We start from the raw sequence: 23,740 nt of genomic DNA, 5'->3' as shown, positions 1-23,740 counted from the left end.
GAAACTTCCGCGCCGCACGAACCGTAGGCTTCGACGCTGGCTCATGGCCAGTTTTTCCTCGCCACTCCTGGCGAATTTCCGGGCTGCATGAAAATGCAGTCCGGCTTTTTATTTTGAGGGATCGGTCGCGATCTCGAATGGCTAAATTCATTAAGATCGGTGGTATGTATTTTTAACGAGCCGGTTCTATGGTCTGGAAACCTGACGGTCAGGCAAGGGGGAGGCTGACATCGCTACCAGCGCCAAGCGTGATTTCGCTTCGCTGCTCGACGACCTCTTCGTCGCCTCCGACAAGGGCGACGGCATCGAGGGCGGCGACGAGGCCGGCGCGCGTCCGTCCATTCCGTTCGACTATCTCTCGGTCGCCGATGAACTCCATTCCGGCCGCATCAAGGTATCCGCCGCCGAATATCGCGAGACCGGTGCTGATCTGGCGAGCGAATTCGCTGCCCTGCTCGAACACGCCAAGCTGGCGCTGGCTGCCGAGGACCCGAAGCCGGAGGAAAAACTGCCGCCGATCGATCCGGAATCGATCGCGGCCGAACTGGGACTGAACCAGCCCAAGAGCGCTACCGATTTCGGCCGCATGCGCCGCAGCTTTGCTTTCAGCAACCATCCCGATCGCGTCGCGCCGCATCTGCGCCAGCGCGCCATGATCCGCATGCAGGTGGCCAACATGCTGATCGACGAGGCCAAGCGCCGCGCCGTGGCCGGCGCACGCCGCTAGCCAACAGCTGGTTCACGCAAAAGTCGGCCTGGCGAGGCTTGGAGAGCGTCGTGGCTTTCCCTATACATGCAGCCTCCTTCCCGCGCAGACTTTCCCTCCGGAGCAGAATTCCATGCACAAACGCCGTCTCGGTCGGACCGATCTTCTTGTTACCCAGATCTGCCTTGGTTCGATGACCTGGGGCCAGCAGAACACCGAGGCCGAAGGTCACGCACAGATGGATCTGGCTTTTTCGCGCGGCGTCAATTTCATCGACACCGCCGAACTCTACCCGATCCCGCCCAAGGCGGAGACGCAGGGGCGGACCGAAAAGATCATCGGCAGCTGGATGAAGGCAAAGGGCAACCGTGACAAGGTGATTCTTGCCTCCAAGGTCGTCGGCCGCACCGCCAACTCCTGGTTTCGCGGCAACAGGCCGTCGCAACTGGTGCGCGCCGATATTTTTGACGCCGTCGACAAATCGCTGGCCAAGCTCGGCACGGACTATCTCGACCTCTACCAGATCCACTGGCCGGAACGGGATATCCCCTGGGGTGCCAACCCGACGCGCATCGGCGCCGTGGCGCGCCGGCCCGATGCCGACGGCGCGCCGGCCAACGAAACACCGATCGCCGAGACCCTTTCAGTGTTCGACGAACTGGTGAAGGCAGGAAAGATCCGTCATTTCGGCCTGTCGAACGAGAGTTCCTGGGGCCTCATGCGGTTCCTGGCCGAGGCCGACAAAGGCATTGGCCCCCGCGTTGCGTCGATCCAGAACGCCTACAATCTCGTCAATCGCACCTTCGAGGTGAACCTTGCGGAGGTCTGCGAGCGCGAACAGGTGTCGTTGCTTCCCTATTCGCCGCTGGCGCAGGGTTACCTCTCAGGCAAATACGACCATGGCGCCCGACCGCAGGGCTCGCGCTCGCAGCTGTTCAATCGTGGCCAGCGCTACGAGACGCCGAATGCAGCCGAAGTGCTGCTCGAATACAATGAACTGGCGCGCTCATTCGGCATGGAGCCGGCGCTGTTTGCCAACGCCTATGTGTCGAGCCGGCCCTTCGTCACCTCGAACATCATAGGCGCGACGACCATTGCGCAGCTCGAAATGGCTTTATCTTCGGTGGATGTGGTCTGGACCGAGGAGATGCAGAAGGCGGTGGATGCGATCCACCAGCGGGTCGGCAATCCCTGTCCCTGATCCGCGGGGATAGAATTACCAAGGAATAACAGAGGGGTGGAGAGAATGGTGGATTTCCCGATCGAGGTCGTGCGTGGACAATTTCCAGCGCTTTCCCTGACCGACAAGGGCCGCCGTCGCATCTATCTCGACAACCCTGCCGGCACGCAGGTGCCGCAGGCGGTGGCCGATGCGGTGTCGCATTGCCTGCTCACCACCAATGCCAATCTCGGCGGCTATTTCGAAACGACGGTCGCGGCTCAAGCTGTCGTCGACGAGGCGCATCAGGCGATGGCCGATTTTCTTGGAGCGGCGAGCCCGCAGGAAATCATCATAGGCGCCAACATGACGACGCTGACCTATCACATGTCGCGCACGCTTGGCCGCACGCTGAAACCGGGCGACGAGCTCATCCTCACCCGCATGGACCATGAGGGCAATGTCTCGCCCTGGCTGCAACTGGCCGAGGATTTGGGCCTCGTGGTGCGCTGGCTGTCGTTCGACGAAAAGAGCTGGCAGGTTGAGGAGGCGACGCTGATCGGTTTGCTGTCCGACAAGACACGGCTGGTCGCGTTGAATTATGCCTCGAACCTCACCGGCTCGATCAACCGGGTCAGGCCCCTGACCGCCATCGCAAAACAGGCCGGCGCCCTGGTCTATGTCGACGCCGTGCAGTTCGCCCCGCATGGCCTGATCGACGTGCAGGAGCTCGGCTGCGATTTCCTGATCTGCTCGGCCTACAAATTCTTCGGCCCGCATATGGGCATCTTGTGGGGGCGGCTGGATATCATCGAGGGCCTGAAGCCCTACAAATGCCGTTGCTCTTCGAATGGCCTGCCCGAGCGCTTCGAGCTTGGCACGCCGCAGATCGAGCTGATGGCCGGCCTCACGGCGGCGATCGACTACTTCGCCGAGCTGGGTGCGGCGGCGGGCGAGGGTGGTTCGCGCAGGCTGAACATCGCCAAGGCGTTCGAAGTCGCGATAGCCTATGAAAACCCGCTGGCGCAAAGGCTGATCGATGGCCTGTCCGACATTCCGGGCCTGACCATCCACGGCATCACTGATCCGAAACGGCTCGCAGATCGTGTGCCGACGGTCTCCTTCACCGTCGACGGCATCGTTCCCGAGACGATCGCGCGGCAGATGAACGCCGAGAACATCTTCCTGTGGTCCGGCCACAACTACGCCTGGGAGATCGTCCACCAGCTCGGCATTCCGGCCGAGCAGGGCGTCGTGCGCATCGGCATTGCCCATTACAACACGGCGGCCGAGATCGACGAGACGCTGGAGAGCGTGCACCGGGTTATCGCCATGCTCAGGCAGCAGCGCTCCTGACGATAGCTTTGACCTTCAGCGCGCCTTGCCGCCGAAACCGGTGAGGAAAGCGGTGAGGTTCTCGCCGAGTGCGTCACAGAGATAGCCGCCTTCCTGGACGATGACCGTCGGCAGGCCGAGTTTGCCAATCGCCTCGCCAATGCGCGAGAAGCCGGGCGTCGTCACCGAAAGCCCTCCGAACGGATCGCCTTCGAACGCATCAAGACCGAGCGCCACCACCAGCGCATCGGGCGAGAAGGCGCGGATCCGCTGGAACGCCACCTCAAGCGCTTCCAGAAACGCCGCGTCGGCGGATTTACGCGGCAGCGGCAGGTTGAAATTGTAGCCAAGGCCCGGGCCTTCGCCACGCTCGTCGGCATGACCCCAGAAGAACGGATAGAACCGCACCGGATCGGCATGCAGCGAAACGGTGAGTACGTCGGGCCGCGCGTAGAAGATGCCTTGTGTGCCGTTGCCGTGGTGCAGGTCGACATCGAGGATCGCCACCCGCGCCACCTGCTTGCGCAGCACCTGCGCCGCAACAGCCGAATTGTTGATGAAGCAGAAGCCGCCAGCGACATCGGCAAAGGCATGGTGGCCAGGCGGGCGGCACAGCGCATAGGCGGCCGATGCTCCCGCCATCACCGTTTCGGCGGCTTCGACCGCGCTCCAGGCGCTCCACAGCGCGCTTTGCCATGTCTCGCCCGAGATCGGGCAAGCGGTATCGGCCATGTGATAGCCGGCCTGGCCGACGGCGGATGCGGGATAAGAGCCGCTGCGCGCGATCGGGTGGATGTTGGGGATCACTTCGGCCGAGGCGCCATCGATGCGCTGCCAGCGCTCGAAAATATGCTCGAGGAAATCGAGATATTCGGGCGTATGCACCCCCGAGACCGGGCCGAGCCCATGATTGCGTGGCCGCTCGATCGTGCAGCCCGCAGATTTTGCGCCGGCTAACAGTCTCTCGACGCGCTCGGGCTTTTCCGGGTTCGGCTGCGCCGCCCCACTGGAAAGAAACGCCTTGGGGTCGTGGCGCTTCTGCTCCTCGGCGTAAAAGGCTTTCATTCCGGCTCCTCCGGCGCGTCGGCGAAGGCGAAAAACGCGTCGCCGACGATCTTCTGCGTCTGTTCGTAACTCGACCAGGCGATGCCCAGTCTCTCGTAGAAGGCCTTGGCGCCTTCATTGTCGGTGTCGACCGACAGCCTGAGATAGACGCCGCCGTCCTTGCGGCACTCTGCCGCGACGCGCCGCAACAAGCGTTCGCCGATCTTACGGCCACGGAACCGGTTCTCGACATAGAGGTCCTGCACATAGACGCCGGGCCGTCCCATCCAGGTCGAAAAGATCGGGAAATGCAGGCACAGACCGGCGAATTCGCCGTCCACCTCGGCGATCAGGGTCGAGAAGGCAGGCTTCTCGCCAAAGCCGTAGCGGCGGATATCATCCGATGTGGACGTGATCTCCTGATGCGCGCCGATATGGGTGCCGAGTTCGAGAAGCGCGGCGTGGATGGTATCGGCGTCTTCGATGGTGCCGGGACGGATGACTGTATCGCTGGTCGCGGTCTGGTTCTTGTCTGCCATGGATCAGGCCGCGTTTTCGGCTGAGCCGGGCTTGGTCAGGAGATCGTCAAGGTCGCCGATATCGTCTTCCGAAAAGACGCGAATGCCATTGGCTTCCAGCAGAGCAGTGGTCGTGCCACGACCCGCCACCCGTTTTCCTGAAAAACTGCCGTCATAGACGAAGCTTGAGCCGCAGGACGGGCTGCCGTCGGTCAGAACCGCGTAGCGGCATCCTGTCTCTCGGGCCAGTTCGAGCGCAAGCTGCCCGGCTTCGAGATAGAGTGCGGTCACATCGCTTCCCGTCTGCTCGACCACGCGACCCTGGCCCTGGAGCACAGCGTCGGCCGTGCCGTGAATTTCAGCCGCAGGGCGCGGCGTGGAGAAACCTGCGGCAACCTCCGGACAGATTTGCACGACCCGTCCTTCCGCCTGCCAACGTGTCAGGACCGGATGGCCGTTCAGGCGATAGGAGCCGTTATAGCGGACATGGCTGCCGAGCAGGCAGGCGGAGACGAGAACCCTTTCCATATCAGCTCCTCCCTCGCTTCTAGAAAGCCACCCTGTCGCCACCCTTCAGCGCCAGCATCTGACGCGCCTCGGCCGGCGTGGCAACCTCCAGTGACAGGCCATCGAGAATGCCACGGATACGGCGCACCTGGTCGGCATTGGATTTCGCCAGCTGGCGGCCATCATAGAGGCTGTCCTCCAGCCCGACACGGACATTGCCGCCCATCGCCGCGGCGATCGAGATCAGCGGCATCTGCTGGCGGCCGGCAGCGAGCACCGAGAACTGGTAGCTGTCGCCGAACAGTTTGTCGGCGATGCGCTTCATGTGGATGAGATTGTCCGGATCGGCGCCGATGCCGCCCAGAATGCCGAGCACGAACTGGATGAACAGCGGTCCCGACACCAGCCCGCGGTCGCGGAAATGCGCCAGTGAATAGAGGTGGCCGACATCGTAGCATTCGAATTCGAAGCGCGTGCCGCACCCCTTGCCCAGCCTTTCAAGCACGCCTTCCATATCGGCGAAAGTGTTCTTGAAGATGGTGTCGCGCGTGGCTTCGAGCAGCTTCGGCTCCCACTCGTGCTGCCATTCGCGTGGCTTGTCGAGCATCGGAAACAGCGCAAAATTCATCGAGCCCATGTTGAGCGAGCACATTTCTGGCTCCGCCCGCAAGGGGGCTGCCAATCGCTGGTCCAGCGTCATCAAGGAAGAGCCGCCGGTGGTGATGTTGATCACCGCATCGCTCGCTTGCTTGATACGCGGCAGGAACTGCATGAAGACGTCGGGATCGGCGGTCGGCCGGCCATCCCTGGGGTCCCGTGCATGCAGATGCAGGATCGAGGCGCCGGCTTCGGCCGCGGCGATGGCATCCGAAGCGATCTGGTCCGGCGTCACCGGCAGGTAGGGCGACATCGATGGCGTGTGCACCGAGCCGGTGACGGCGCAGGTGATGATGACTTTTCGCGGCGCCATTCCTTTACCCCCGGCCTTCGACCGGCAGGTCGAGTTCTGACGCCAGGGCCTCCAGCGAGTCGCCGATGATGGAAATGATCTCACCGATCTGTTCAGCCGTGACGATCATCGGTGGCGCGACCATGAAATTGTCGCCGTCGACGCCGCCCTTGACCCTGCGGCCATAGATGATCAGCCCGCGCTCATAGGCAAGGTCGAGCAGCCGCTGCGTGGCTTTCTTGCCCTGGTCGATCGGCCGCAGCGTCTCAGGATCGGCGACCATTTCGGCGCCGGTCAGCAGGCCCTTGCCGCGCACGTCGGCGATGAACGGAAAGCGCTTCGCCAGCCCCTTCAGCCCGTCCATCAGCACGTCGCCCATGGCGGCCGCATTGGTAATCAGGTCGAGCCGGTCCATTTCGCCAAGCACGGCAAGGCCGGCGGCGCAGGCCAGCGGATTGCCGGCATAGGTATGGCCATGCTGGAAGCCGCCGGAGGCGAGCAGCGGCTGCACCAGCCGCATCGGCGCGGCCAGCGCGCCGAGCGGCGCATAGCCAGAGCCCAACCCCTTCGACAGCGCGACGATGTCCGGCTTGCAGTTCCAGTGGTCGCCGCCGAGGAATTTGCCTGTGCGGCCGGCGCCGCTCATGACTTCATCGTGGATAAGCAGGATACCGTAGCGGTCGCAGATCTCGCGGATGCGCGCATAGTAGCTGTCCGGCGCGACAAGGGCCGCGGTCGCGGCACCGCCAATCGGTTCCATGATGAAGGCCACGACACTTTCCGGCCCTTCGGCAAGAATCTTCTCTTCCAGCATGTCGGCATAGCGGACGCCGCGCTGTTCCATCGAAAGATTGTCGCGGTCGCGCCAGGCGGTCGGCGCCGGCACGGTTGGCATCACCCGCATCATCGGCTCAAAAGTCTCGGACAGCGCGTCGTCGCCGGTGATCGACAGCGAACCCAGTGTGCCGCCATGATAGGAGGGAAACCGCGTGATCACTTTCCAGCGGCTGGCCTGACCGGTGGCGACAGCCCATTGTCGCGCCAGCTTGATGCAGGATTCCGTCGCCTCCGAGCCGCCCGAGACGAAGAAGATGCGGTCGATGCCTTCCGGCAGCTTTCCGGCCAGTTCCCGCGCGAGTTCTTCCGCCGGCTCGTTCTCGAAATGCAGCCGGTAGGCGAAGGTGGCACGGTCCATCTGGCGCTTCATGGCGTCGAGAACATTGCGGTTGGAATGGCCGATATTGGCGACCATCGGCCCGCTCGAGCCGTCGATGAAGCGGCGGCCGTCCTGCGTCCACATATAGATGCCCTCGGCGCGGTCGATCAGCGGCCGGCGCAGGCTGGACAAATAGAACAGATGCGATTCTCGGCGCGCCTCGGTGACTTGAGCGGCGGTCTGGATCTTCGACATGTCAGGACTTTCCAAGGTAGCGATCGAGAACATTCTGCGTGACGCGTTCGACCATCGGGTCTTGTCTTAGCAGGCCGGCCACCCATTCGCAGCTGCCGGCGTGGAACACCTCGCCCTTGCCGCGTGGGAAATTGACGATCATGCCATTGCCGCGTTTGACTTTTTCAAGATTGGCATCGCTTGCCTCGCCAAACAGCGTCTCGGCGGTGAAGCGACCGTCCTCATCGGTCAGGAACTGGTCCTCGATCGGAATGTCGGCGCTCTCCTCGACCTGGGACGCCATGCCGACGGCCAGAACCTGCAAGCCGTCCGGCGCGCCGCTGGTCGCGGTGGGATAGGGCAGGCCGCCACGGATTTCGAAGTCGAGCCCGTCGACCTCGTAGCCATAGACATGGCTCGCGGCGCCGAGCAGGTCGCCATAGTAGATGCCGGTGCCGGCAAAGGCCCAGTGTTCCGGCCGGTAGACCGGAAAGCCACGCACGCCGCGCGGCGCGCAGCCGCCCCAGCCGGCATAGACGCCGCGCGTGGCGTTGAGGCCGAAGGTCGACGAGCCAGGCCGGCCGATTTCCGGCGCTTCCCAGGAATTGGTGGCGCGGGTGACGTCGCCGCCTTGGAGATAGGCGGGATCCTCCTTGCGCGCGCGGTATTTGTAGCAGACCTGCCGACGACCCTCGTCCTCGAGCCTGGTCTGCCACATGAAATTGCCGGCAAAGCGCGCCGCATGGCCGCCGCGTTCGACGTATCTGTCGACCGCATCGCGCATTTCCCAGGTCCAGTATTCGTCATGGCCGACGAAGACAGCGCAGTCATAGCCGTCGAGAATGTCGGGCGAGAAATGCAGGTCATGCTGGCTCGCCAGATCGACTTCGTAGCCGGCCCGTTCGGCGAACCGGAAGAAGTGGCTGTCATAGCTCGCCCAGCCGGACGAGGCGTATTTCTTCGAATGGCCGGTGGCCAGCGCCCATTCCATGTGGGGGTAGCGTGGCACCGTCTTTGGCGGCACGGCGACCTCCAGCGGCACGCGCGGCGCACTCTTGGGCAGCACGACGAAGCCACGACACCAGGGGCGTTGCGTCGACACGATGGGCGAATACTGATTGCGGTCGGGACCGGTGATGCCCTGATAGTGGTTGGAGCCGCCCCAGGTGTTGTAGGCAAGCCAGGTGCCCGTCGCCGCCACCTGCAGCACGCGGCCTGGCTTCCTGCCTGGCTGCGGAGAGACGATGAAAAGGTGGTGGCTGTGGATCGGCTTGCCGTCGCGCCCGTCTGCGGTCAACGTCACCCGGTAGGCGCCGGACGGCCAGTCGCTGCCGACACGGAATTCGAACGACGCTTCCCAACCGCAGCCCTCGGCCGAGCACTGGTCCGGACTGTCCTGCCAGCGCGACGCAATGCCCGATTTCTCGAACACCTTGGTCTCGGCGTCTCCGTCGCGGATAATCGTCATGCCGAAGGACGGAGCCGTCGAACTGACATGCAGTGTCACTGTCTCGCCGGCGCGATAGGAAAACCGGTCGCTGTAGCACCAGATCTCGCCGCGCTCGCCGTCCATGCCTGGCCACTCGTAATAGTGGCCGCGCACCGCGTGGCGGCGCTGCTCGGCCGTCAGTCCGAAATCGGGGAATTCCGTAGGCAATCTGGTCATCATCGTACTCAGGCGGAAAGATATTTCTTGAGAAAGCCGCGGGTGCGTTCCTTCTGTGGCGCGCGGAAAATGTCGGCCGGCGGGCCTTCCTCGACGACCACGCCGCCATCCATGAACAGCACCCTGTCGGCCACCTCACCGGCAAAGCGCATTTCATGCGTTACGATGAGCATGGTCATGTGTTCGGCGGCAAGCTGTTTCATCACCGCGTTGACTTCGTCGACCAGTTCCGGGTCGAGCGCCGAGGTGGCCTCGTCGAACAGCATCACCTTGGGCTGCATGGCCAGCGCACGCGCAATCGCTACGCGCTGCTTCTGGCCGCCCGAAAGCCTGGAGGGATAGGCGTCGATCTTGTCGGCGAGTCCGACCTTGGACAAAAGCCCGTGCGCCAAAGCCCGAGCCTCGCCTTTCGCCATGCCTTTCAGGATCACCGGCCCCATGGTGATGTTCTCGATGACGGTCAGGTGCGGGAACAGATTGAAGTGCTGGAACACCATGCCCATCTGCTGGCGCACCCTGTTGATGTGCCGTTCGAAAGCCTGGCCGCGAAGCGGCTGGTTGACCTGCATGCCATCCAGCCAGACTTCGCCACCGTTCAACGTCTCAAGATGGTTGATCGAGCGCAGCAGCGTGCTCTTGCCGGAGCCGCTCGGCCCGATGATCGCCACGATCTGCCCACGTTCGATCGACAAATCTATGCCCTTCAGGACCTCGACGGCGCCAAAGGATTTGCGTGCACCACGAACCTCGACCATCGGCTGCCGCAAGCTCATCGGGAAACCTCCACATTGCGTTCGAAGCGACGCAGGCCCGCTTCGAGCACGAGATTGAGAACGTAGTAGAGCGCGGCGGCCGTGATGTAGAACTCAAAGGGGCGGAAGGTTTCGCTGATCGCCAGCTGGGCCGAATGGACCAACTCAGCGATACCGATGACCGAGACGATGGAGGATTCCTTCAACAGCGCGATCAGGTTGCCGCCGATCGGCGGAGCCGTGTTGCGGATGGCTTGCGGTATCACGACGTAGCGCAGCGTCTGCCACTTGCCGAAGCCGATGCTGCGCGCACCCTCGGTCTGGCCGACATCGACCGCCACGATGCCGGCGCGGATGACATCGGCATTGTAGACGGCGAAATGCAGGCCAAGCCCGACGATGCCGGCGGCGAGCGCCGGGATGTCTATGCCGACCTGCACCAGGCCGAAATAGATCAGGAACAGTTGCAGCAAGAGCGGCGTGCCCATGAACAGCCACATGAAGGCGCGCACGGGATAGGCGAGGATTGCCGGGGCATAGAGCACGATGACGGCAAACAGTATGCCGAAGACGAAGCTCAACCCTCCAGCTGAGACGGTCAGCACGGCGGTCCACCACGCACCTGTCAACAGCAGGTCCCAATAGGGCGCGACGACGGTAAAATCGAGACCTTGCATCGCGCTCTCCGATCAGACGATTGCAAAGCGCTTGTCGAGAAAATCGACGATGCTGGCGACGGCGTAGACCATGACCATGTAGAGCAGAGCCGCGACGCCAAAGATCTCGAACGGCTTGTAAGTCGAGCCGATGAAGCGTTGGGCGGTGTAGGTCAGCTCCACAACGGAGATGGTGGACACCAATGCCGAGCCCTTCAGCAGCGCGACCGTATTGACGCCAAGCGGCCGGATCATCAGGCGTGCTGCCTGCGGCAGAACGACCTTGCGCAAGGTCTGCAAACGGCTGAAGCCGATCGTACGGGCAGCCTCGGTCTGGCCCCGGTCGACCGCCACCACGGCGCCGCGGATCGATTCGGCCATATAGGCGCCGATGTTGAGGCCAAGCCCGATCACGCCCGCTGAGAACGGATCCAGATTGATGCCGATCTGCGGACCGCCGAAATAGAGTACGAAGAGCTGGATGAGGCAGGGCGTGCCGCGAAACAGGCTGACATAGGCCGTGCCAACGGCACGCAGGATCGCGGACCTCGACATCCTGGCGGCCGCGGCCAGGGCAGCCGCAAGCAGGCCGAGAACCAGGGCCAGCACTGTCAGTTCCAGCGTCACCAGCGCGGCTTCCACGAAGAAGGGGAAGACGCGGCTCATCAAGGAGAAATCCATGGGGAAAGCCCGGCAAAATGGCGTTTGGCCTCAGGCGAATTGCGTCGCCTGAGGCCTCAGGAAATTAGCGGATGTCGCTGCCGACCCATTGCTTGGAGATTTTTTCGTAGGTGCCGTCCGCCATGATGCCGTCCAGCGCCTTCTGCATGGCGGCCTTGAGCTCCGGATTGTCCTTGCGGATGGCGATACCGATAGCGACGCTGCCGCCCTCGATGTTGGGTGTGTCGAGCTTGCGCACCTTCTCGCCGGTTTCCTTGACAGCGACCATGACCGGAATGTTGTCGACGACAATCGCGTCGACACGGCTGGCTTTCAGCTCCAGCAGCAGTTCCGGGAGACCCTTGTAGGTACGGACATCCCAGCCGCCTTGTGCGCGCGCCCACTTTTCGTGCGTCTCGCCGAGCGTTACGCCGAGCGTCTTGCCCTTGAGCTCGTCGAGGTTCTGCACCTTGGAATCCTGGTTCACGAAAACCGCGCGGCCGGCATGGTAGTAGGGGCCGACGAAATCGACCACTTTCTGACGCTCTGGCGTGATCGTCATCGAGCCGACCACGGTGTCATATTTGTTGGCCAGCAGCCCGGCGATGATGCCGTCCCAGGCCGTGGTGATGATGGCGCCCTTGACGCCGATGCGTTCGGCGATGGCCTTGCCGATGTCGGCGTCGAAACCGACGACCTCGTTCTGGTCGTTGACGAAGTTGAACGGCGGATACTGTCCGCTCATGGAAATCTTCAGTTCGCCTGCCGCCTTGATCTTCTCAAGATCGTCGGCCCTCGCCGAAACGGTGGGGAAGGCAGAGGCAAGCAGCAGCGCCGCGACCGCAATGCCGGAAAATACTTTGTTCATCTGAATTTCTGGTCCTCTGGATGGAGCGCGAAGGCTTGTTCTTGGGAGGCGTTGGGGGCGCTCTCCTGAGGCCGAGGATTGCCTTTGCTCAAGCATTGCGCAAATAGATAATGGAAATAAGGAGCATAGATTTCAGGAATGGCCTTGCCGCGCCCCGAACGTCTGGTCTGGGACCTCGACTGGAACCTTCTGCGGACGTTCGTCGTCATCGCGGAGGTGAAGAGCATCACCCGTGCCGCCGAGCGCCTCAACCTCAAGCAGCCGAGCGTCAGCAACGCCTTGCGGCGCCTGGAGGACAGGGTTGGCCGCCGGCTGGTCGAGCGCGACGCGACACGCTTCGAACTCACCGAGGTCGGGCGGCTGATCTATGAGCAGAGCGTCGAGGTCTTCGGCTCGATATCGCAGCTGCCGCTCTTGATGCGGGGGATTAGCGACGACGTTACCGGCCACGTCATGATAGCCACCGCGAGCCACGTCGTCTCACCACTGTTCGATCGGGCGCTGGCGGAGTTTCATCGCATTTATCCGCGCGCCAGCATCACCATTTCGGTTTCGGCAAGCACCGAAGTCGCCAAGCAGGTGCGGGAACGCCGTGCCTCCTTCGGCATCTGCCTCGTCAGCCAGCGCGACCCGGCGCTGGACTATGCGATGGTCTACCGCGAATTCTTCGGCTTCTTCTGCGGCCCACAGCACAGGCTCTACGGGAAAACCGGACTGACGCTTGACGATCTGCGGGGCGAGCCTTCGGTCTCCTTCCAGACCGACCATATTTCGGACGCGTTGCGGCCGGTTGCCCTGCTGCGCAGCGAAGCCCGGCTGAATGCCGATGTCGTGGGCGTGTCCTCCAGCCTGGAGGAGGTGCGGCGCATGATCATCGCTGGGCTCGGCATCGGGCCGCTGCCCCTGCATGTGGCGCAACGCGACGTGGCCGATGGCACGCTGTGGCGGCTGCCGCCCTACGACGCGCCGCCGGCCATCGATATCTTCCTGCTCACCAATCCCGACAAGGCGATGAACCGCGCCGAGAAGGCGCTGCTGTCCGGGCTGCAGGCGCTGATCGACGAGACGCCGTTCGAGGAGCGGATCTACAATGGTTGACCAGCCGCGGCTGATCTACTCGACGAGATAGGCCGCAGCACGGCCGCGCATCGGCTCATCCAGCGCCACCGAGACACGCGCGGCAAGGTCGAAGCGCACGCTGGTCGTCCGGCTCGATGCATGGACGATGCCGTCGAGCGATCCCGACATCACCTGTTCGAAGATGATGGATGTTCGCCCGATCTTCACCACATGCGAGCGGATGGTCAGCAGCGATCCGGCTCTCGTTTCATGGCGATAGTCGATTTCGGTGCGCACATCGGCCCATCCGGTTGCCGAGGCCTGGCTGCCGTCCTGTCCGGCGATATGGCCAAGAAGCTGGAAACTGGCATCGTCGAACATCGCCGCATAGTGGCGCACATTCATGTGACCCATCACGTCGCACATCCAGGGATGCGCGACACCGACAAAGGTGACGAGAGATTTGCTCATGGAGTTCCGCGCCTTCGTTGAAGATCGCGAGACGCCATATCGAAATGCGCGACGACAGGCAAACCGGCGGTTCGGGCTTGGTATTCGTTAGCCGCGCCCTTGGCCGCCTTCGGCAAAGAGACTATCTCAGGCGAGGCGGTATTTTCCGCCTTGGGAACCAGAATGCTCAGAGTGCAGAAGGTCAAGGTCGACGAGATCTACGTGCCGACGGCGCGCAAGAAGACATTGCACCCCGAAACCGTCCGGCATCTGGCCGAGGATATTCTGGAGAACGGCATGAAGACGCCGATCCAGGTCCGCCACGACGGCAAGCGCCACATCCTGGTCGAAGGCCTGCATCGACTGGAGGCGGCCAAGTGGCTCGGCGAGACCGAGATCGACGCCTATCTGGTGCAAGCCAAGCGTCACTGACGCGAGTTGGTTCGCGGTTCTCATCGCAATGGTCTCCAGAATTTGTTGCCGGGTTTGTCGGGTTGTGTTCCGTCGGCTCGTCCGATCGCGCCTGGGCTCAGGAAGCGTTGGCGCGGCGTGGCAGGCGCAAATGCTTGATGCCGCTCATCTCGACGAAATTCGTCGCGGACTCCCAGAGATAGTCGCCGTAGAGAAACGGCTCGAAGGGATCGGCGCCGCTCAGTGGCAAGGGCGCGATCTCGGCATCGACAAGCGGTTCGTAGAAAAACGGGATCGAGAACCGTGCTGTCTTCGGTGCGATCACCCGGTGACGCGTCGCCCGCACACGCCCGCCGGACCAGCGCTCCAGCAACTGGCCGAAATTGACCGCCAGCGTGCCGTTGGCGGGCGGCACGTCGATCCATTCGCCGGCGAGGTTCTTGGCCTGCAGGCCTTCGACGCCGTCCTGCGCCAGCAAGGTGACGAAACCGGAATCGGCATGCTCGCGGCCGATGATCGTACGTGTCTCGCCCTTGTGGACGACTGAGAAGTCAGGCCCGGAGATGTCGATGCCGGCATTGGCGTCACGCAAGGGATAGCGGATCAGGCGCAGCGTCGAAATGCCGTGCTCGAAATAAGGGTCGAAGATCGTTTCCGGCAGGCCAAGCCCGCGCGCGATCGACCGCATCAGTGCGTTGCCTACCATCTCCATTGCTCGATAATAGTCCGCTGCCGCCATACGCCAGCCGGGCAAGGCGTCCTCGGCCGGCAAGGGCGTCGGCTCGCACAACGGATCGTCGGATAGCGAAACATGCGCCGCCGCGGCGATATCCGGGCCCATGTCGATGCCTTCCTTGTAGGAAACGGCCGTCGGCTGCAGCGGAAACCAGCCACGATAGACGTTCTTCCTGGTGCGGTCGAAATTCCAGCGCAGCAATTTCTGCTTCTCGGCATCCGGAAGGGCGAAGATGCGCAGCAATCGCGCTCTGTTGTCCGGCGTCAGCCAGGCGTCGCCGGGAAAGTCCCGGACCGCCATGAAGCCGATGCCCGAGGCGGCGGCCATGATGCTGGCGTCGGCGCGGTCGCGACCGGGCGAGGGCGGCCCGAACAGATCCGCAATGCCGATGGTCTCGATGTCTTGCGTCATGGCTGAAATTCCGCCCATCACGGTAATCGATGGCGTTGTATCAAAGCTTTTCAATTGACCCAATCGGTCTCGCCATTTACCTCGACCGCACACTCTCGTCATGGATAACGGTGATGGCTAAATATCAGGGCGGGTGCCTGTGCGGAGCGGTGCGCTACAGCGCCGACGCGGCGCCCATCAACGAACGGGTCTGCCATTGCCGGCTTTGCCAGAAGGCGATCGGCGCAGCTTTCAACGCGCGCGTGCTGTTTCGCATCGATGACGTGACGATCGAGGGGTCCCTGGCGACCGTGAACACTTCGCCCGATCTCAAGCGCGGGTTTTGCCCAAGCTGTGGCACGACGATGTTTTCGCGGCGCGACTCCGCCGGCATCATCGGCATCACCACCGGCTCGCTCGACGATCCCACTTTCTTCAGGCCGCAGATGCATATTTTCACCGCCTCGAAACAGCCCTGGGTGGTGCTCGATGACGGCCTGCCGCAACACGAAGGTGCTCCGCCCCCGGGCTAAGTTTCCCTTCTCCTCGAGAGGAGAAGGGAAAGGTGAAACCATGACCAAAAATTAATCCAAAACACCACGCCATAGCCGGCAAAACGTCATTGGTGGGCCATCATTGTCTTCCTATCTATGCTGCGCGGGCCGGCATTCGAGGAGACGACGGATGAACGACAGCATCAGCACCCTGGACGAGCTTTTGAGCGATCCGATGGTCCTGCTTGTCATGGAGCGCGACCGAGTGCGCCCGGAACAGGTGCGCATGCTGCTCGAACGGGCCCGCAGCAAGGCAACCGATGACACGCGCGCCGATCTGCCGGTCGTTCCGCCAGCCCATATCGTGGCCAAAAGTTGTTTCCAGCAATGGCTGCGCAGTTAGGCGCGGTCAGTTGGAGCTAGGCGCCAAATAGCTGTAATGGCTGCGGAAATAGGCGATTCGGAAGCCCAGCCGTGCGTAGTTGCGATAGGCCGGGCCGTCGCGCTCCTCGTGCGGCGCCTCGATGTCTGCGACGAACAGTTTCGCGCCGGCCGCAATCCCGTCTCGCACCAGCGCTTCTCCAAGCACCGCGTCGAGGTCGAAGCTCGGCGCCATGATGCCCGGCACCGGCGCTTCGATGCCGCTCCAGGCCGCACCGTCGGCGCCGATGAACAGCGAGCGCACCGCCGCCACCGCGCCATTCCGCCTGGCCATGTAGTGATGCCAGCCCTGTCGGCCGACCAGCGCCAGCAGCCAGGGCGAGGTGGGCAACCGGTAGCTTCTGTCGATGAAGCCGGCCCAGTCGCTTGCCGACACCTTCGTCACGCGTTCGACCGAAACCCCGTCAACCGTGAAGAGCGGCTCGGACGGGAGCGGTTCGGCCTCGCGGTAAATTCGCTCCCATCCACCCTGGCGCTGCAGGCCGCGCGCCTCGAGCCAGCATCGCAGGCGTGATGGTTCGGTGTGCGGATTGACATAGAACCAGGGTCGCGAAATGCCGGCGGCGCGATAATGCGCCAGTAGCGCGTCGAGCCGGCTTTCCGAGGCCGGGCTGTCGACGCCGAAATTCTTCACGCAGTTGAAATGGACGAAGGGGATCGTCGTGCAGGTGGTCCAGGTGAGGTCGCCTTCTCCCGCTATCGAAAGGCCTTGCCTTGCGGCGAAATCGGCCGGCGCGGCGGCATAGAGGTCGAGCCAGGCGTTCACCTCCGCGCGCTCGATAATCCGGCTGAGGTCGCGCGAGACATCCTCGATCGCGATGCCAGGCGGGTGCGGTTCGGGCAGGGGCTGTAACTCTGACAGGGCGGTCGGCACGGCTCTCCTCCGTCATTTAACTTACAGTGTAAGATTAGCAGAGAATAATATGAACGGGCGGCTTGTCAAGCGGCGCCTTACAAATCCGTAAATAGGATTCCGGGGATCGCCAGACTATTGCTCGGCGGGGATCGACCCGCATGACTATTCGACAGAAAGGCTCGACATGGCTGACATCTGCACTCAAGGCGTAGACACCGGCTTTGTCGGCCTGGGATTTGCCAAGGTCGCTTTTCTCGGCCTTGTGCAAGGCATCACCGAATTGCTGCCGATTTCCTCGACCGCCCATATGCGCATCGTGCCGGCGGTGCTCGGCTGGCAGGACCCTGGCTCCGCCTTCTCCGCCGCCATGCAGCTTGCCGCCCTTGCCGCCGTGATCAGCTATTTCTGGGGTGATGTCAGGGATCTCCTGTTTGGCTCGCTCGACGCTCTCGTGCGCCGCGATTTTTCCGACCGGCATTTCCAGCTGGTTTCATGGATCGTGCTGGCGACGATCCCGATCGTCATTGCCGGCGTCGCGTTATCGGGGGTTCTCAACGCCTGCAATTCGCCGCTGCGCAGCCTGAGCGTGATCGGCTGGTCCTGTATCGTCATGGCGATCCTGCTGGCGCTCGCCGAGATTTTCGCCCGCCACAAGCGGACGATCGGCGAAGCTTCGCTCGCCGACGCGCTGCTTGTCGGCGTCGCGCAGATCGGCGCGCTGATCCCCGGCGTCTCGCGCTCGGGCTCGACCCTGACGGCCGCGCTTGGGCTTGGCTTCAAGCGGGCCGAGGCGGCGCGTTTCTCGTTCCTGCTCGGGCTGCCGGCGATCGCGCTTGCCGGTCTCAAGGAACTGTGGGAACTGCACAAGGTTCACCTCGACGCCCATGGCTGGTCGGTTCTTGCCACTGGGCTGGTCGTCGCCTCGATTTCCGCCTTCTTTGCCATCTGGGGGCTGATGCGGGTGCTGGAACGCTTCTCCGCCTGGCCTTTCGTCATCTATCGCGGCCTGCTCGGCGTCGTCCTGTTGTTCGGCCTGGCGTTGGGGTGGCTGGCTTAGCCGGCCCAGTGTTGCGTGACGGCACCAGTTGAGCGCGTGAGTCGATCCCTCGGAGATGTGATCGCCAGGGTTGGTTGACTTCGGAATATAACAGCCCTTAACATTCTGTTAACAAAACAGATGGGTGGGGCCGGATGGCATCCTCGATGGGTTGGCGCCGCAAGGCGAAGGGGCTGGGGCTGGCGGTTGTCGTGACCGCTTTCTGTTCGGTGGCGGGTTCGGCCTATGCCGCGCCTGCTTCCATGATCGTCGGCGGCTCGACCTCCCAGCCGATCGGCCACTATGATTTTTGCAAGATCCATGTCGCCGAATGCTCGATCCGCTCGCCCAACAGTGTCCCGGAACACCTGAACAGCAAGCTGCTGCACGATATCTCTGCCGTGAATCTCTCGGTCAACACGCGCGTCAAGCCGATGAGCGACATGGACAATTACGGCAAGGACGAGTGGTGGGCCTATCCGGACAACGGCTTTGGCGATTGCGAGGATTACGCGCTGGAAAAGCGGCGTGAGCTCAACAGCCTGGGCATTGCCATAGCCAATCTCTTGATGACGGTGGTCCGCAAGCCTGATGGCGAGGGTCACGCCGTGCTGACGGTGCGCACCGACAAGGGCGACTTCATCCTCGACAATCTGACCGACAAGGTCCGCCTCTGGAACCAGACCAGCTATCGCTACCTGAAACGGCAGGCGAGCGACGACACCGGACACTGGGTCTCCATCCTGGGTGGCGACGAACAGCTGGTCAGCGCCGTCAAATAGTCTGATCGGCTCCGCCGCGTCCGGGGGGTGAACCACGTCCGATCCTTTCGTGCCGGTCTTCCATGGCGCCAGCAAGTGGTGATAACCACGACAGCTGATTGAAGCTGGCATTCGCAGGCGCATGGACTTTCTGACACTTCTCGACTCGGCGCCCCTGCTGCTCGGCCTGATCAAAGCCGCGCTGCCGCAGGCCGTCGCCGGTACAATAGCGTTCAGCCAATGGTTCGTGTCGCTGCCGCCGTGCCGCGACTTCGCCTTCGAGGCGACCAGCTATCTCGTCTGCGAGGTCGATCCGAAGCTGTATTCGATCGAGCTGTTCTGGAAGGATCCGGCCGGCAAGCCTTTCCAATCGCTGCACAATCTCGACGCTGCCCAGCGCGCGGCCGGCCGCACCATGCTGTTCGCCATCAATGCCGGCATGTACCATCCCGACCTCAGGCCGGTCGGCCTCTATGTCGAGCGTGGCCAGGAAATGGCCGGTGTTAAGACGGGATCGGGGAGCGGCAATTTTTCGCTGCAGCCGAATGGCATCTTCTACATCAGCGGCGGCAAGGCCTCCGTCCGGGCAACAAGCGACTTCGTCAGGAAGCGGCCGTCCACCGACTACGCCACGCAATCGGGACCGATGCTGGTGATCGACGGCCAGCTCCATCCGAAATTCCAGTCCGACGGCACCTCGCGCAAGACCCGCGACGGCGTCGGGGTGCGCAAGGACGGTGTCGCGGTCTTTGCCATTTCGAACGGCACGGTGAATTTCCATGCATTCGCCCGGCTGTTCCGCGATGCGCTCGGCTGCGACAATGCGTTGTTTCTCGACGGCACGATATCGAGCCTGTTCGCGCCCGCGATCGGCCGCAACGACGATTACTGGAATCTGGGGCCGATGATCGGGGTGTTCAGGAAGAGGGGTTAGGCCCGGGCGGTTCGTTTGCCCCGAAACTTGAAAATGATCACCGCAACGACGATCAAGGCGACTACGGCGATCGCCGCCAGCCCGAACAGGCTGGTCACATCGAGCTCGGGGACGCTGCCGGCGCCCTTGGCCACCAGCCATCCCGGCGACAGCACGACCGGCGCCCAGATGATCGCCGACAGGATGTTGGCGATCTGGAAGCGGCGCCGGTGCATGCCCATCATGCCCGCGACCAGCGGCACGGTGGCGCGGACCGGGCCGAAGAAACGGCCGACGAAAACCGCGGCAAAACCATAGCGGTGGAAGAACAGCCGTGCCCTGGCGACCTCGCGGCGGTAGCGGTTGAGCGGCCATTTGTGGACGACGCCCCGTCCCAGCCATCTGCCGAGGAAATAGGAGATGGTATCGCCGAGTGCCGCCCCGATCATCGCGGCCAGAAGAACGGGCAAAGGCTGGACGATGCCGGCCCCGACCAGGCCGCCGACGATGATGAGCACCGTGGTGCCGGGCAAGAGGATGCCGACAAGCACGAGTGACTCGCCGAAGGCCAGCAGCCCGACCACGAGACCGGCCCACGCCTGGTGGTTCTCGATGAAACAAACGCTCTGGTCGATGAACGACTGCACGCAAGCTCCTGTTAAAAGCGTTTGTCAGCTGCCGCTGTCGAGCAGGCTCCTGAGTTCGTCGAGCTTGTCGTTGACGAGCCAGCCGTAATAATTCTCGACCGGCAGCTTGCGGCCCTTGCCGCCGGCAACCGCCGCGCGCAGGTCCGCCGCCCGCTGCCGGGGCTGGCCGACATTGTAGAGCGTCGCGGTGATGCCTGGATTGCCGGAGATGTCGAAGCCCTGTTCCTTGTAGGCGTCGATGGCGTCGCGCACGATCGCGGCGATGTAGACGATGCTGCGGTCGGGATCCATGACATCGCGATAGATCGCCTGCGGATGATCGGGCGTGAGCTTGTCGTAGCCGCTGACCTTGTTGACCAGATCGGTGACCTCGAGCGCGGTCAGCGGGCTGATCTGGCCGAGGCCGAATGTCTGGCCGGCGAAGAAGGGCTGGAAGAAGGCTTGCTGGAAGGTCTGGGCGTCATAGGCGACGCCGTCGACGGTCTTGCCGCGGAAATGTTCGACCCAGACCCTGTCGCGGCAGCTCCACAGAGTGGCGCTGTCTTTCGCCTGCGCACAGGCGGCGAATTCCGGCCGCTGCACGAAGGTCTGCACCGGCACGCCCTTGTAGCGGAAGGCAAAGTCGAGGCCGGAATAGGACAGCGCCTTCACATAATAGGTCTGGACCGAGCCGACGGCCGTCACATTGTAGGTGTGTTCGCCGACCAGCGCGCCGACGATATGGATAGGGTCGATATCGTAAGCCGCCGCGACCTGCTTGATATGCGCCACCAGCTTCTTCTCGCGTTTCAGCAGCGCGACGATCTTCTCGTATTTTTCCGCATAGGTGGTCTTGAAGGCGCGGGTTCGCGTCGCCGATGCATCCGGTATCTGCGGTTGCGTCTCGGAGCGATTGCCGGGGGGAACGACGATCAGCGCGCTGGCATGCGCGGCCTCGGCCAGCAGCGCGCCGCCGCAGGACAGGGCCGCGAGCAGGAGGATCGGGAGAAGCCGCTGCAACGCAATCATCGGGCGCCTTTTCTAGAAATCGTGGGAAATGCCTGCGGCAATCGCCGCTTCCCGTCTCAACAGCCACATCATGGCACTGTCAAGGCTGGGCCGCCGCCGATGGCGATGTCTGAAACGGGCCACAGTCATGGTAAAAAATTGATTCAAACTTTATTGGTAATTTCTCGTTCATAACTGGCCCGGTTGTCCGTCGGCCGTTGCCTTCGGTCTGTTGTGTTCTGAGTACAGGTCCAGATGCGGTTACCAGGCGCCATCAGTTTCGTGATCGCATCGCTATGCCTCGCCGGCTGCTCGTCGACGTCGGGCATGGACGCGCTCGACATGCAGAAGCCGTCGAATGAAACCACCAGTTCGGTGGTGCGGCCAAGCGCGCCGATTGCGTCTGTCCCCGTGGCCAAAGCCAAGGCACATAAGCGAATCGAGGCAGCGCCCGTGGACGAACCTGCTCGGCCTTTTGGCCTGGCGGAAGAAGAAACGGTGATGCTCACGACACCAGAGTTGCCCGACAGCGTCGAGCCGCCGGTCGAAGCGGCTGCGTTGGTGTCGCCATCGAAGTTATTGAGCCGCAACGGGCCGCCCATGTTTGCTGGATCAATCATGCGCTACGGCTTTCGCGATGCCAAGCCGATCAATTTCGGCCGCTCGTCGCCCCGTCATCTTGCCGTGCATGGCGTCGACGTATCGCGCTGGCAAGGCGACGTGAACTGGGAAAAGCTGCGCGCCCAGGGCGCCAACTTCGCCTACATCAAGGCGACCGACGGCGGCGATCATCTCGATCCGATGTTCATGAAGAACTGGCGCAATGCCGATGCCGCCGGGCTGAAGCGCGGCGCCTATCATTTCTTCTACTGGTGCCGCACCGCCGGCGAGCAGGCCGACTGGTTCATCCGCAATGTGCCGAAGGTCGATGGCGCGTTGCCGCCGGTGATCGACGTCGAGTGGAACGGCGAGTCCAGCTGCAAGCGGCGCCCGTCGCGCGAAAAGGTGCTGGAGAAGATGCAGGTGTTCATGGACAAGCTTGAACGCCATTACGGCCAGCGTCCGATCATCTACACCGCGCCGGATTTCTATCGCGACAACCTCCAGGGCGCTTTCCTCGACTACCCGTTCTGGCTGCGCGCGGTGGCGCGGCACCCGTCAAAGGTCTATCCCGGCCGCAAATGGCTGTTCTGGCAGTATTCCGGCTCAGGCCTGTCGCACGGCGTGACCGGACGCATCGACCTCAATGTCTTCCATGGTGATGAACGGCAATGGCGCGCCTGGGCCGGCGGCGGCGGCCGTCAGATGATGGCCGACGCGGACTAGGTTCGCGTCGCCCTTCGCTCAGTCCCGCCGTCTATTGGAGCTGGTTGCCCCCGGCATTCCTGTCCTCGCTCAGCCGCAGCTGTCTCCTCAATGCCATGATCTCGGCGATCGCGGCATCGATCATGGTGAGGAGCGTAATCGTATCGTGCTGGGTGGGATCGGCCCTGACATAGGCGAGCTGGTTGACGATGTCGGTGTCGTCGTCGGTTTCGTCGCCCATGGCCGCTTCCCGGTTGTTATCTTCCAGACGTTGTCATTTCATCTGATCCGCCGTCAAATTGCACCTATATCACTTCATCGTGTGGATGGCCGCCCATCCAACCGGTCCGATCGTCTTACCTTGAGTGACGGCGACGCGATTCGTCGAAGGTGGCGAAAGCCAGGACTGCCGAAAATGACGCGAAGCTGAGCAGGACAGCGGTGATAACCATGAGGTCGTAAGTCGACACGTTCGTTCTCCTTGGGATGATAGCCAAGGAGACAGCACGGGCGATGCGTTCGCGTTGATCTGGATCAACCGATCTGCCGATGCCGGGCCGCGCGCAACGCGGGGTGGCTGGCCGAGGGCAGAAAGAAGCGAGATTCATATCACCCTTCATCCTCGGCTCTTATTGGCGCCCTAGGATGCAGCCGCGGGCTCGTTGACCATCGCCTCGATGTTGTAGCCGTCGGGGTCGAGCACGAAGCAGGCGTAGTAGTTCACCGCATAGTCGGGACGCGGGCCGGGTGCGCCATTGTCTTTGGCGCCGGCTACCAGCGCCGACTGGTGGAACGCATCGACCTCCGCCTTGCTGCCGACGCGGAAGGCAACATGCAGATGGGTGAGCGGCGGCGCCTCGCCGGTTCGCTGGATTTCGAACAGGCAGCCATTGCCGACGTCGAAGGCCCAGAACACGCCTTCCTTGCCGAAGGACAGGCGATATCCCAAGGGCGCGAAAGCGCGTTCGTAGAAGAGCCTGCTCTTCTCCAGGTCGCCCACTTCGATGGTTATGTGATCGATCATCCGGTCCTCTGTCGCGAGTG

28 protein-coding genes are annotated in these 23,740 nt (G+C 62.9%); 11 read left to right on the top strand and 17 right to left on the bottom strand.

The window, feature by feature from the left end; translation table 11 throughout:
- The first annotated feature begins 262 nt into the window (after positions 1 to 262).
- The 3 genes from JG746_RS21965 (at position 263) to JG746_RS21955 (ending at position 3,221) form a co-directional block, all read left to right on the top strand.
- Positions 263 to 727 carry a hypothetical protein gene (locus JG746_RS21965; RefSeq protein ID WP_202359430.1) on the top strand — a complete coding sequence of 155 codons (465 nt, stop codon included), beginning with the start codon at positions 263 to 265 and terminating at the stop codon, positions 725 to 727.
- Positions 728 to 839: 112 nt separating this feature from the next.
- The gene (locus tag JG746_RS21960) at positions 840 to 1,907 is read left to right on the top strand and encodes an aldo/keto reductase (protein ID WP_202354647.1); all 1,068 of its coding nucleotides are present in this window, start codon (positions 840 to 842) and stop codon (positions 1,905 to 1,907) included.
- Positions 1,908 to 1,952: 45 nt separating this feature from the next.
- Positions 1,953 to 3,221, top strand: a complete 1,269-nt coding sequence (locus tag JG746_RS21955) for a cysteine desulfurase-like protein (protein WP_202354646.1) — start codon at positions 1,953 to 1,955, stop codon at positions 3,219 to 3,221.
- A gap of 15 nt (positions 3,222 to 3,236) precedes the next feature.
- Here the strand turns inward: JG746_RS21955 and JG746_RS21950 are convergent, their stop codons facing one another.
- From JG746_RS21950 to JG746_RS21905, 10 genes are all read right to left on the bottom strand, one after another.
- The gene (locus JG746_RS21950) at positions 3,237 to 4,265 is read right to left on the bottom strand and encodes a histone deacetylase family protein (RefSeq protein WP_202354645.1); all 1,029 of its coding nucleotides are present in this window, start codon (positions 4,263 to 4,265) and stop codon (positions 3,237 to 3,239) included.
- A complete protein-coding gene (locus JG746_RS21945; RefSeq protein WP_202354644.1) occupies positions 4,262 to 4,783 on the bottom strand; it encodes a GNAT family N-acetyltransferase in 522 nt (173 codons plus the stop codon). The genes JG746_RS21950 and JG746_RS21945 overlap by 4 nt, the downstream gene beginning before the upstream one ends.
- 3 nt (positions 4,784 to 4,786) lie before the next feature.
- Positions 4,787 to 5,290, bottom strand: coding sequence for a DUF523 domain-containing protein (locus JG746_RS21940; RefSeq protein WP_202354643.1), 504 nt, complete (start codon positions 5,288 to 5,290; stop codon positions 4,787 to 4,789).
- Between the two features lie 19 nt (positions 5,291 to 5,309).
- On the bottom strand, positions 5,310 to 6,239 hold the full coding sequence (locus JG746_RS21935; protein WP_202354642.1) for a 3-keto-5-aminohexanoate cleavage protein: 930 nt from the start codon (positions 6,237 to 6,239) through the stop codon (positions 5,310 to 5,312).
- A gap of 4 nt (positions 6,240 to 6,243) precedes the next feature.
- Positions 6,244 to 7,629 carry an aminotransferase family protein gene (locus JG746_RS21930; RefSeq protein WP_202354641.1) on the bottom strand — a complete coding sequence of 462 codons (1,386 nt, stop codon included), beginning with the start codon at positions 7,627 to 7,629 and terminating at the stop codon, positions 6,244 to 6,246.
- Between the two features lies 1 nt (position 7,630).
- On the bottom strand, positions 7,631 to 9,274 hold the full coding sequence (locus JG746_RS21925) for a N,N-dimethylformamidase beta subunit family domain-containing protein (RefSeq protein WP_202354640.1): 1,644 nt from the start codon (positions 9,272 to 9,274) through the stop codon (positions 7,631 to 7,633).
- 8 nt (positions 9,275 to 9,282) lie between these two features.
- A complete protein-coding gene (locus tag JG746_RS21920; RefSeq protein ID WP_274609308.1) occupies positions 9,283 to 10,047 on the bottom strand; it encodes an amino acid ABC transporter ATP-binding protein in 765 nt (254 codons plus the stop codon).
- Complete coding sequence (locus tag JG746_RS21915; RefSeq protein ID WP_202354639.1) at positions 10,044 to 10,703, bottom strand: amino acid ABC transporter permease; 660 nt, start codon at positions 10,701 to 10,703, stop codon at positions 10,044 to 10,046. The genes JG746_RS21920 and JG746_RS21915 overlap by 4 nt, the downstream gene beginning before the upstream one ends.
- A 12-nt stretch (positions 10,704 to 10,715) precedes the next feature.
- On the bottom strand, positions 10,716 to 11,363 hold the full coding sequence (locus JG746_RS21910) for an amino acid ABC transporter permease (protein ID WP_202354638.1): 648 nt from the start codon (positions 11,361 to 11,363) through the stop codon (positions 10,716 to 10,718).
- Between the two features lie 64 nt (positions 11,364 to 11,427).
- Positions 11,428 to 12,210: an ABC transporter substrate-binding protein gene (locus tag JG746_RS21905; protein WP_202354637.1), complete on the bottom strand. Its 783-nt coding sequence runs from the start codon at positions 12,208 to 12,210 to the stop codon at positions 11,428 to 11,430.
- 138 nt (positions 12,211 to 12,348) lie between these two features.
- Here JG746_RS21905 and JG746_RS21900 point away from each other — a divergent pair, with 138 nt between their 5' ends.
- Positions 12,349 to 13,308: a LysR family transcriptional regulator gene (locus tag JG746_RS21900; protein WP_202354636.1), complete on the top strand. Its 960-nt coding sequence runs from the start codon at positions 12,349 to 12,351 to the stop codon at positions 13,306 to 13,308.
- A gap of 15 nt (positions 13,309 to 13,323) precedes the next feature.
- Here JG746_RS21900 and JG746_RS21895 read toward each other — a convergent pair whose 3' ends face one another.
- Positions 13,324 to 13,740 carry an acyl-CoA thioesterase gene (locus JG746_RS21895; RefSeq protein WP_202354635.1) on the bottom strand — a complete coding sequence of 139 codons (417 nt, stop codon included), beginning with the start codon at positions 13,738 to 13,740 and terminating at the stop codon, positions 13,324 to 13,326.
- 162 nt (positions 13,741 to 13,902) lie between these two features.
- Between JG746_RS21895 and JG746_RS21890 the strand changes: the two genes are divergently transcribed.
- Complete coding sequence (locus JG746_RS21890) at positions 13,903 to 14,151, top strand: ParB N-terminal domain-containing protein (protein WP_023669061.1); 249 nt, start codon at positions 13,903 to 13,905, stop codon at positions 14,149 to 14,151.
- Positions 14,152 to 14,248: 97 nt separating this feature from the next.
- Here the strand turns inward: JG746_RS21890 and JG746_RS21885 are convergent, their stop codons facing one another.
- Positions 14,249 to 15,277 (bottom strand): isopenicillin N synthase family dioxygenase, encoded by a 1,029-nt coding sequence (locus JG746_RS21885; protein WP_202354634.1) that lies wholly within the window; start codon positions 15,275 to 15,277, stop codon positions 14,249 to 14,251.
- Positions 15,278 to 15,390: 113 nt separating this feature from the next.
- On the opposite strand from JG746_RS21885, the gene JG746_RS21880 reads away from it, so the two are divergent.
- Both JG746_RS21880 and JG746_RS21875 read left to right on the top strand, forming a co-directional pair.
- A complete protein-coding gene (locus tag JG746_RS21880) occupies positions 15,391 to 15,789 on the top strand; it encodes a GFA family protein (RefSeq protein ID WP_202354633.1) in 399 nt (132 codons plus the stop codon).
- Positions 15,790 to 15,940: 151 nt separating this feature from the next.
- Complete coding sequence (locus tag JG746_RS21875; protein WP_202354632.1) at positions 15,941 to 16,153, top strand: hypothetical protein; 213 nt, start codon at positions 15,941 to 15,943, stop codon at positions 16,151 to 16,153.
- A 6-nt stretch (positions 16,154 to 16,159) separates the two neighbouring features.
- Here the strand turns inward: JG746_RS21875 and JG746_RS21870 are convergent, their stop codons facing one another.
- Entirely contained in the window at positions 16,160 to 17,065 is a 906-nt protein-coding gene (locus tag JG746_RS21870) for a hypothetical protein (protein ID WP_202354631.1), read from the bottom strand.
- 166 nt (positions 17,066 to 17,231) lie between these two features.
- Between JG746_RS21870 and JG746_RS21865 the strand changes: the two genes are divergently transcribed.
- The 3 genes from JG746_RS21865 (at position 17,232) to JG746_RS21855 (ending at position 19,778) form a co-directional block, all read left to right on the top strand.
- The gene (locus tag JG746_RS21865; protein WP_202354630.1) at positions 17,232 to 18,104 is read left to right on the top strand and encodes an undecaprenyl-diphosphate phosphatase; all 873 of its coding nucleotides are present in this window, start codon (positions 17,232 to 17,234) and stop codon (positions 18,102 to 18,104) included.
- A 134-nt stretch (positions 18,105 to 18,238) separates the two neighbouring features.
- Positions 18,239 to 18,865 (top strand): transglutaminase-like cysteine peptidase, encoded by a 627-nt coding sequence (locus tag JG746_RS21860; RefSeq protein WP_202354629.1) that lies wholly within the window; start codon positions 18,239 to 18,241, stop codon positions 18,863 to 18,865.
- A 121-nt stretch (positions 18,866 to 18,986) separates the two neighbouring features.
- On the top strand, positions 18,987 to 19,778 hold the full coding sequence (locus tag JG746_RS21855; RefSeq protein ID WP_202354628.1) for a phosphodiester glycosidase family protein: 792 nt from the start codon (positions 18,987 to 18,989) through the stop codon (positions 19,776 to 19,778).
- Here the strand turns inward: JG746_RS21855 and JG746_RS21850 are convergent.
- Positions 19,775 to 20,404 carry a DedA family protein gene (locus JG746_RS21850; protein ID WP_202354627.1) on the bottom strand — a complete coding sequence of 210 codons (630 nt, stop codon included), beginning with the start codon at positions 20,402 to 20,404 and terminating at the stop codon, positions 19,775 to 19,777. The two genes, JG746_RS21855 and JG746_RS21850, sit on opposite strands and share 4 nt — an antisense overlap.
- Before the next feature lie 24 nt (positions 20,405 to 20,428).
- Positions 20,429 to 21,412, bottom strand: a complete 984-nt coding sequence (locus JG746_RS21845; RefSeq protein WP_244730375.1) for a DUF1402 family protein — start codon at positions 21,410 to 21,412, stop codon at positions 20,429 to 20,431.
- A 234-nt stretch (positions 21,413 to 21,646) separates the two neighbouring features.
- On the opposite strand from JG746_RS21845, the gene JG746_RS21840 reads away from it, so the two are divergent.
- Positions 21,647 to 22,717, top strand: a complete 1,071-nt coding sequence (locus JG746_RS21840) for a glycoside hydrolase family 25 protein (protein WP_202354626.1) — start codon at positions 21,647 to 21,649, stop codon at positions 22,715 to 22,717.
- A 31-nt stretch (positions 22,718 to 22,748) separates the two neighbouring features.
- Here JG746_RS21840 and JG746_RS21835 read toward each other — a convergent pair whose 3' ends face one another.
- A complete protein-coding gene (locus JG746_RS21835) occupies positions 22,749 to 22,937 on the bottom strand; it encodes a hypothetical protein (RefSeq protein ID WP_202354625.1) in 189 nt (62 codons plus the stop codon).
- Positions 22,938 to 23,336: 399 nt separating this feature from the next.
- Positions 23,337 to 23,720 carry a VOC family protein gene (locus tag JG746_RS21830; RefSeq protein ID WP_202354624.1) on the bottom strand — a complete coding sequence of 128 codons (384 nt, stop codon included), beginning with the start codon at positions 23,718 to 23,720 and terminating at the stop codon, positions 23,337 to 23,339.
- Positions 23,721 to 23,740 lie beyond the last annotated feature (20 nt).

Origin of the sequence: Mesorhizobium sp. 113-3-3 (assembly GCF_016756495.1) — a bacterium.
Taxonomy (GTDB): Bacteria; Pseudomonadota; Alphaproteobacteria; order Rhizobiales; family Rhizobiaceae; genus Mesorhizobium.
The sequence above is the reverse complement of the archived record's forward strand: the minus strand, read 5'-3'. Positions and strand labels throughout refer to the sequence as shown.

Bases quoted from the DNA above. Each gene is read 5' to 3' on its own strand.
- JG746_RS21960 (WP_202354647.1), top strand. From the start codon at position 840: ATGCACAAACGCCGTCTCGGTCGGACCGATCTTCTTGTTACCCAGATC.
- JG746_RS21955 (WP_202354646.1), top strand. From the start codon at position 1,953: ATGGTGGATTTCCCGATCGAGGTCGTGCGTGGACAATTTCCAGCGCTT.
- JG746_RS21950 (WP_202354645.1), bottom strand. From the start codon at position 4,265: ATGAAAGCCTTTTACGCCGAGGAGCAGAAGCGCCACGACCCCAAGGCG.
- JG746_RS21945 (WP_202354644.1), bottom strand. From the start codon at position 4,783: ATGGCAGACAAGAACCAGACCGCGACCAGCGATACAGTCATCCGTCCC.
- JG746_RS21940 (WP_202354643.1), bottom strand. From the start codon at position 5,290: ATGGAAAGGGTTCTCGTCTCCGCCTGCCTGCTCGGCAGCCATGTCCGC.
- JG746_RS21935 (WP_202354642.1), bottom strand. From the start codon at position 6,239: ATGGCGCCGCGAAAAGTCATCATCACCTGCGCCGTCACCGGCTCGGTG.
- JG746_RS21930 (WP_202354641.1), bottom strand. From the start codon at position 7,629: ATGTCGAAGATCCAGACCGCCGCTCAAGTCACCGAGGCGCGCCGAGAA.
- JG746_RS21925 (WP_202354640.1), bottom strand. From the start codon at position 9,274: ATGACCAGATTGCCTACGGAATTCCCCGATTTCGGACTGACGGCCGAG.
- JG746_RS21920 (WP_274609308.1), bottom strand. From the start codon at position 10,047: ATGAGCTTGCGGCAGCCGATGGTCGAGGTTCGTGGTGCACGCAAATCC.
- JG746_RS21915 (WP_202354639.1), bottom strand. From the start codon at position 10,703: ATGCAAGGTCTCGATTTTACCGTCGTCGCGCCCTATTGGGACCTGCTG.
- JG746_RS21910 (WP_202354638.1), bottom strand. From the start codon at position 11,363: ATGGATTTCTCCTTGATGAGCCGCGTCTTCCCCTTCTTCGTGGAAGCC.
- JG746_RS21905 (WP_202354637.1), bottom strand. From the start codon at position 12,210: ATGAACAAAGTATTTTCCGGCATTGCGGTCGCGGCGCTGCTGCTTGCC.
- JG746_RS21900 (WP_202354636.1), top strand. From the start codon at position 12,349: ATGGCCTTGCCGCGCCCCGAACGTCTGGTCTGGGACCTCGACTGGAAC.
- JG746_RS21895 (WP_202354635.1), bottom strand. From the start codon at position 13,740: ATGAGCAAATCTCTCGTCACCTTTGTCGGTGTCGCGCATCCCTGGATG.
- JG746_RS21890 (WP_023669061.1), top strand. From the start codon at position 13,903: ATGCTCAGAGTGCAGAAGGTCAAGGTCGACGAGATCTACGTGCCGACG.
- JG746_RS21885 (WP_202354634.1), bottom strand. From the start codon at position 15,277: ATGACGCAAGACATCGAGACCATCGGCATTGCGGATCTGTTCGGGCCG.
- JG746_RS21880 (WP_202354633.1), top strand. From the start codon at position 15,391: ATGGCTAAATATCAGGGCGGGTGCCTGTGCGGAGCGGTGCGCTACAGC.
- JG746_RS21875 (WP_202354632.1), top strand. From the start codon at position 15,941: ATGAACGACAGCATCAGCACCCTGGACGAGCTTTTGAGCGATCCGATG.
- JG746_RS21865 (WP_202354630.1), top strand. From the start codon at position 17,232: ATGGCTGACATCTGCACTCAAGGCGTAGACACCGGCTTTGTCGGCCTG.
- JG746_RS21860 (WP_202354629.1), top strand. From the start codon at position 18,239: ATGGCATCCTCGATGGGTTGGCGCCGCAAGGCGAAGGGGCTGGGGCTG.
- JG746_RS21855 (WP_202354628.1), top strand. From the start codon at position 18,987: ATGGACTTTCTGACACTTCTCGACTCGGCGCCCCTGCTGCTCGGCCTG.
- JG746_RS21845 (WP_244730375.1), bottom strand. From the start codon at position 21,412: ATGATTGCGTTGCAGCGGCTTCTCCCGATCCTCCTGCTCGCGGCCCTG.
- JG746_RS21840 (WP_202354626.1), top strand. From the start codon at position 21,647: ATGCGGTTACCAGGCGCCATCAGTTTCGTGATCGCATCGCTATGCCTC.
- JG746_RS21835 (WP_202354625.1), bottom strand. From the start codon at position 22,937: ATGGGCGACGAAACCGACGACGACACCGACATCGTCAACCAGCTCGCC.
- JG746_RS21830 (WP_202354624.1), bottom strand. From the start codon at position 23,720: ATGATCGATCACATAACCATCGAAGTGGGCGACCTGGAGAAGAGCAGG.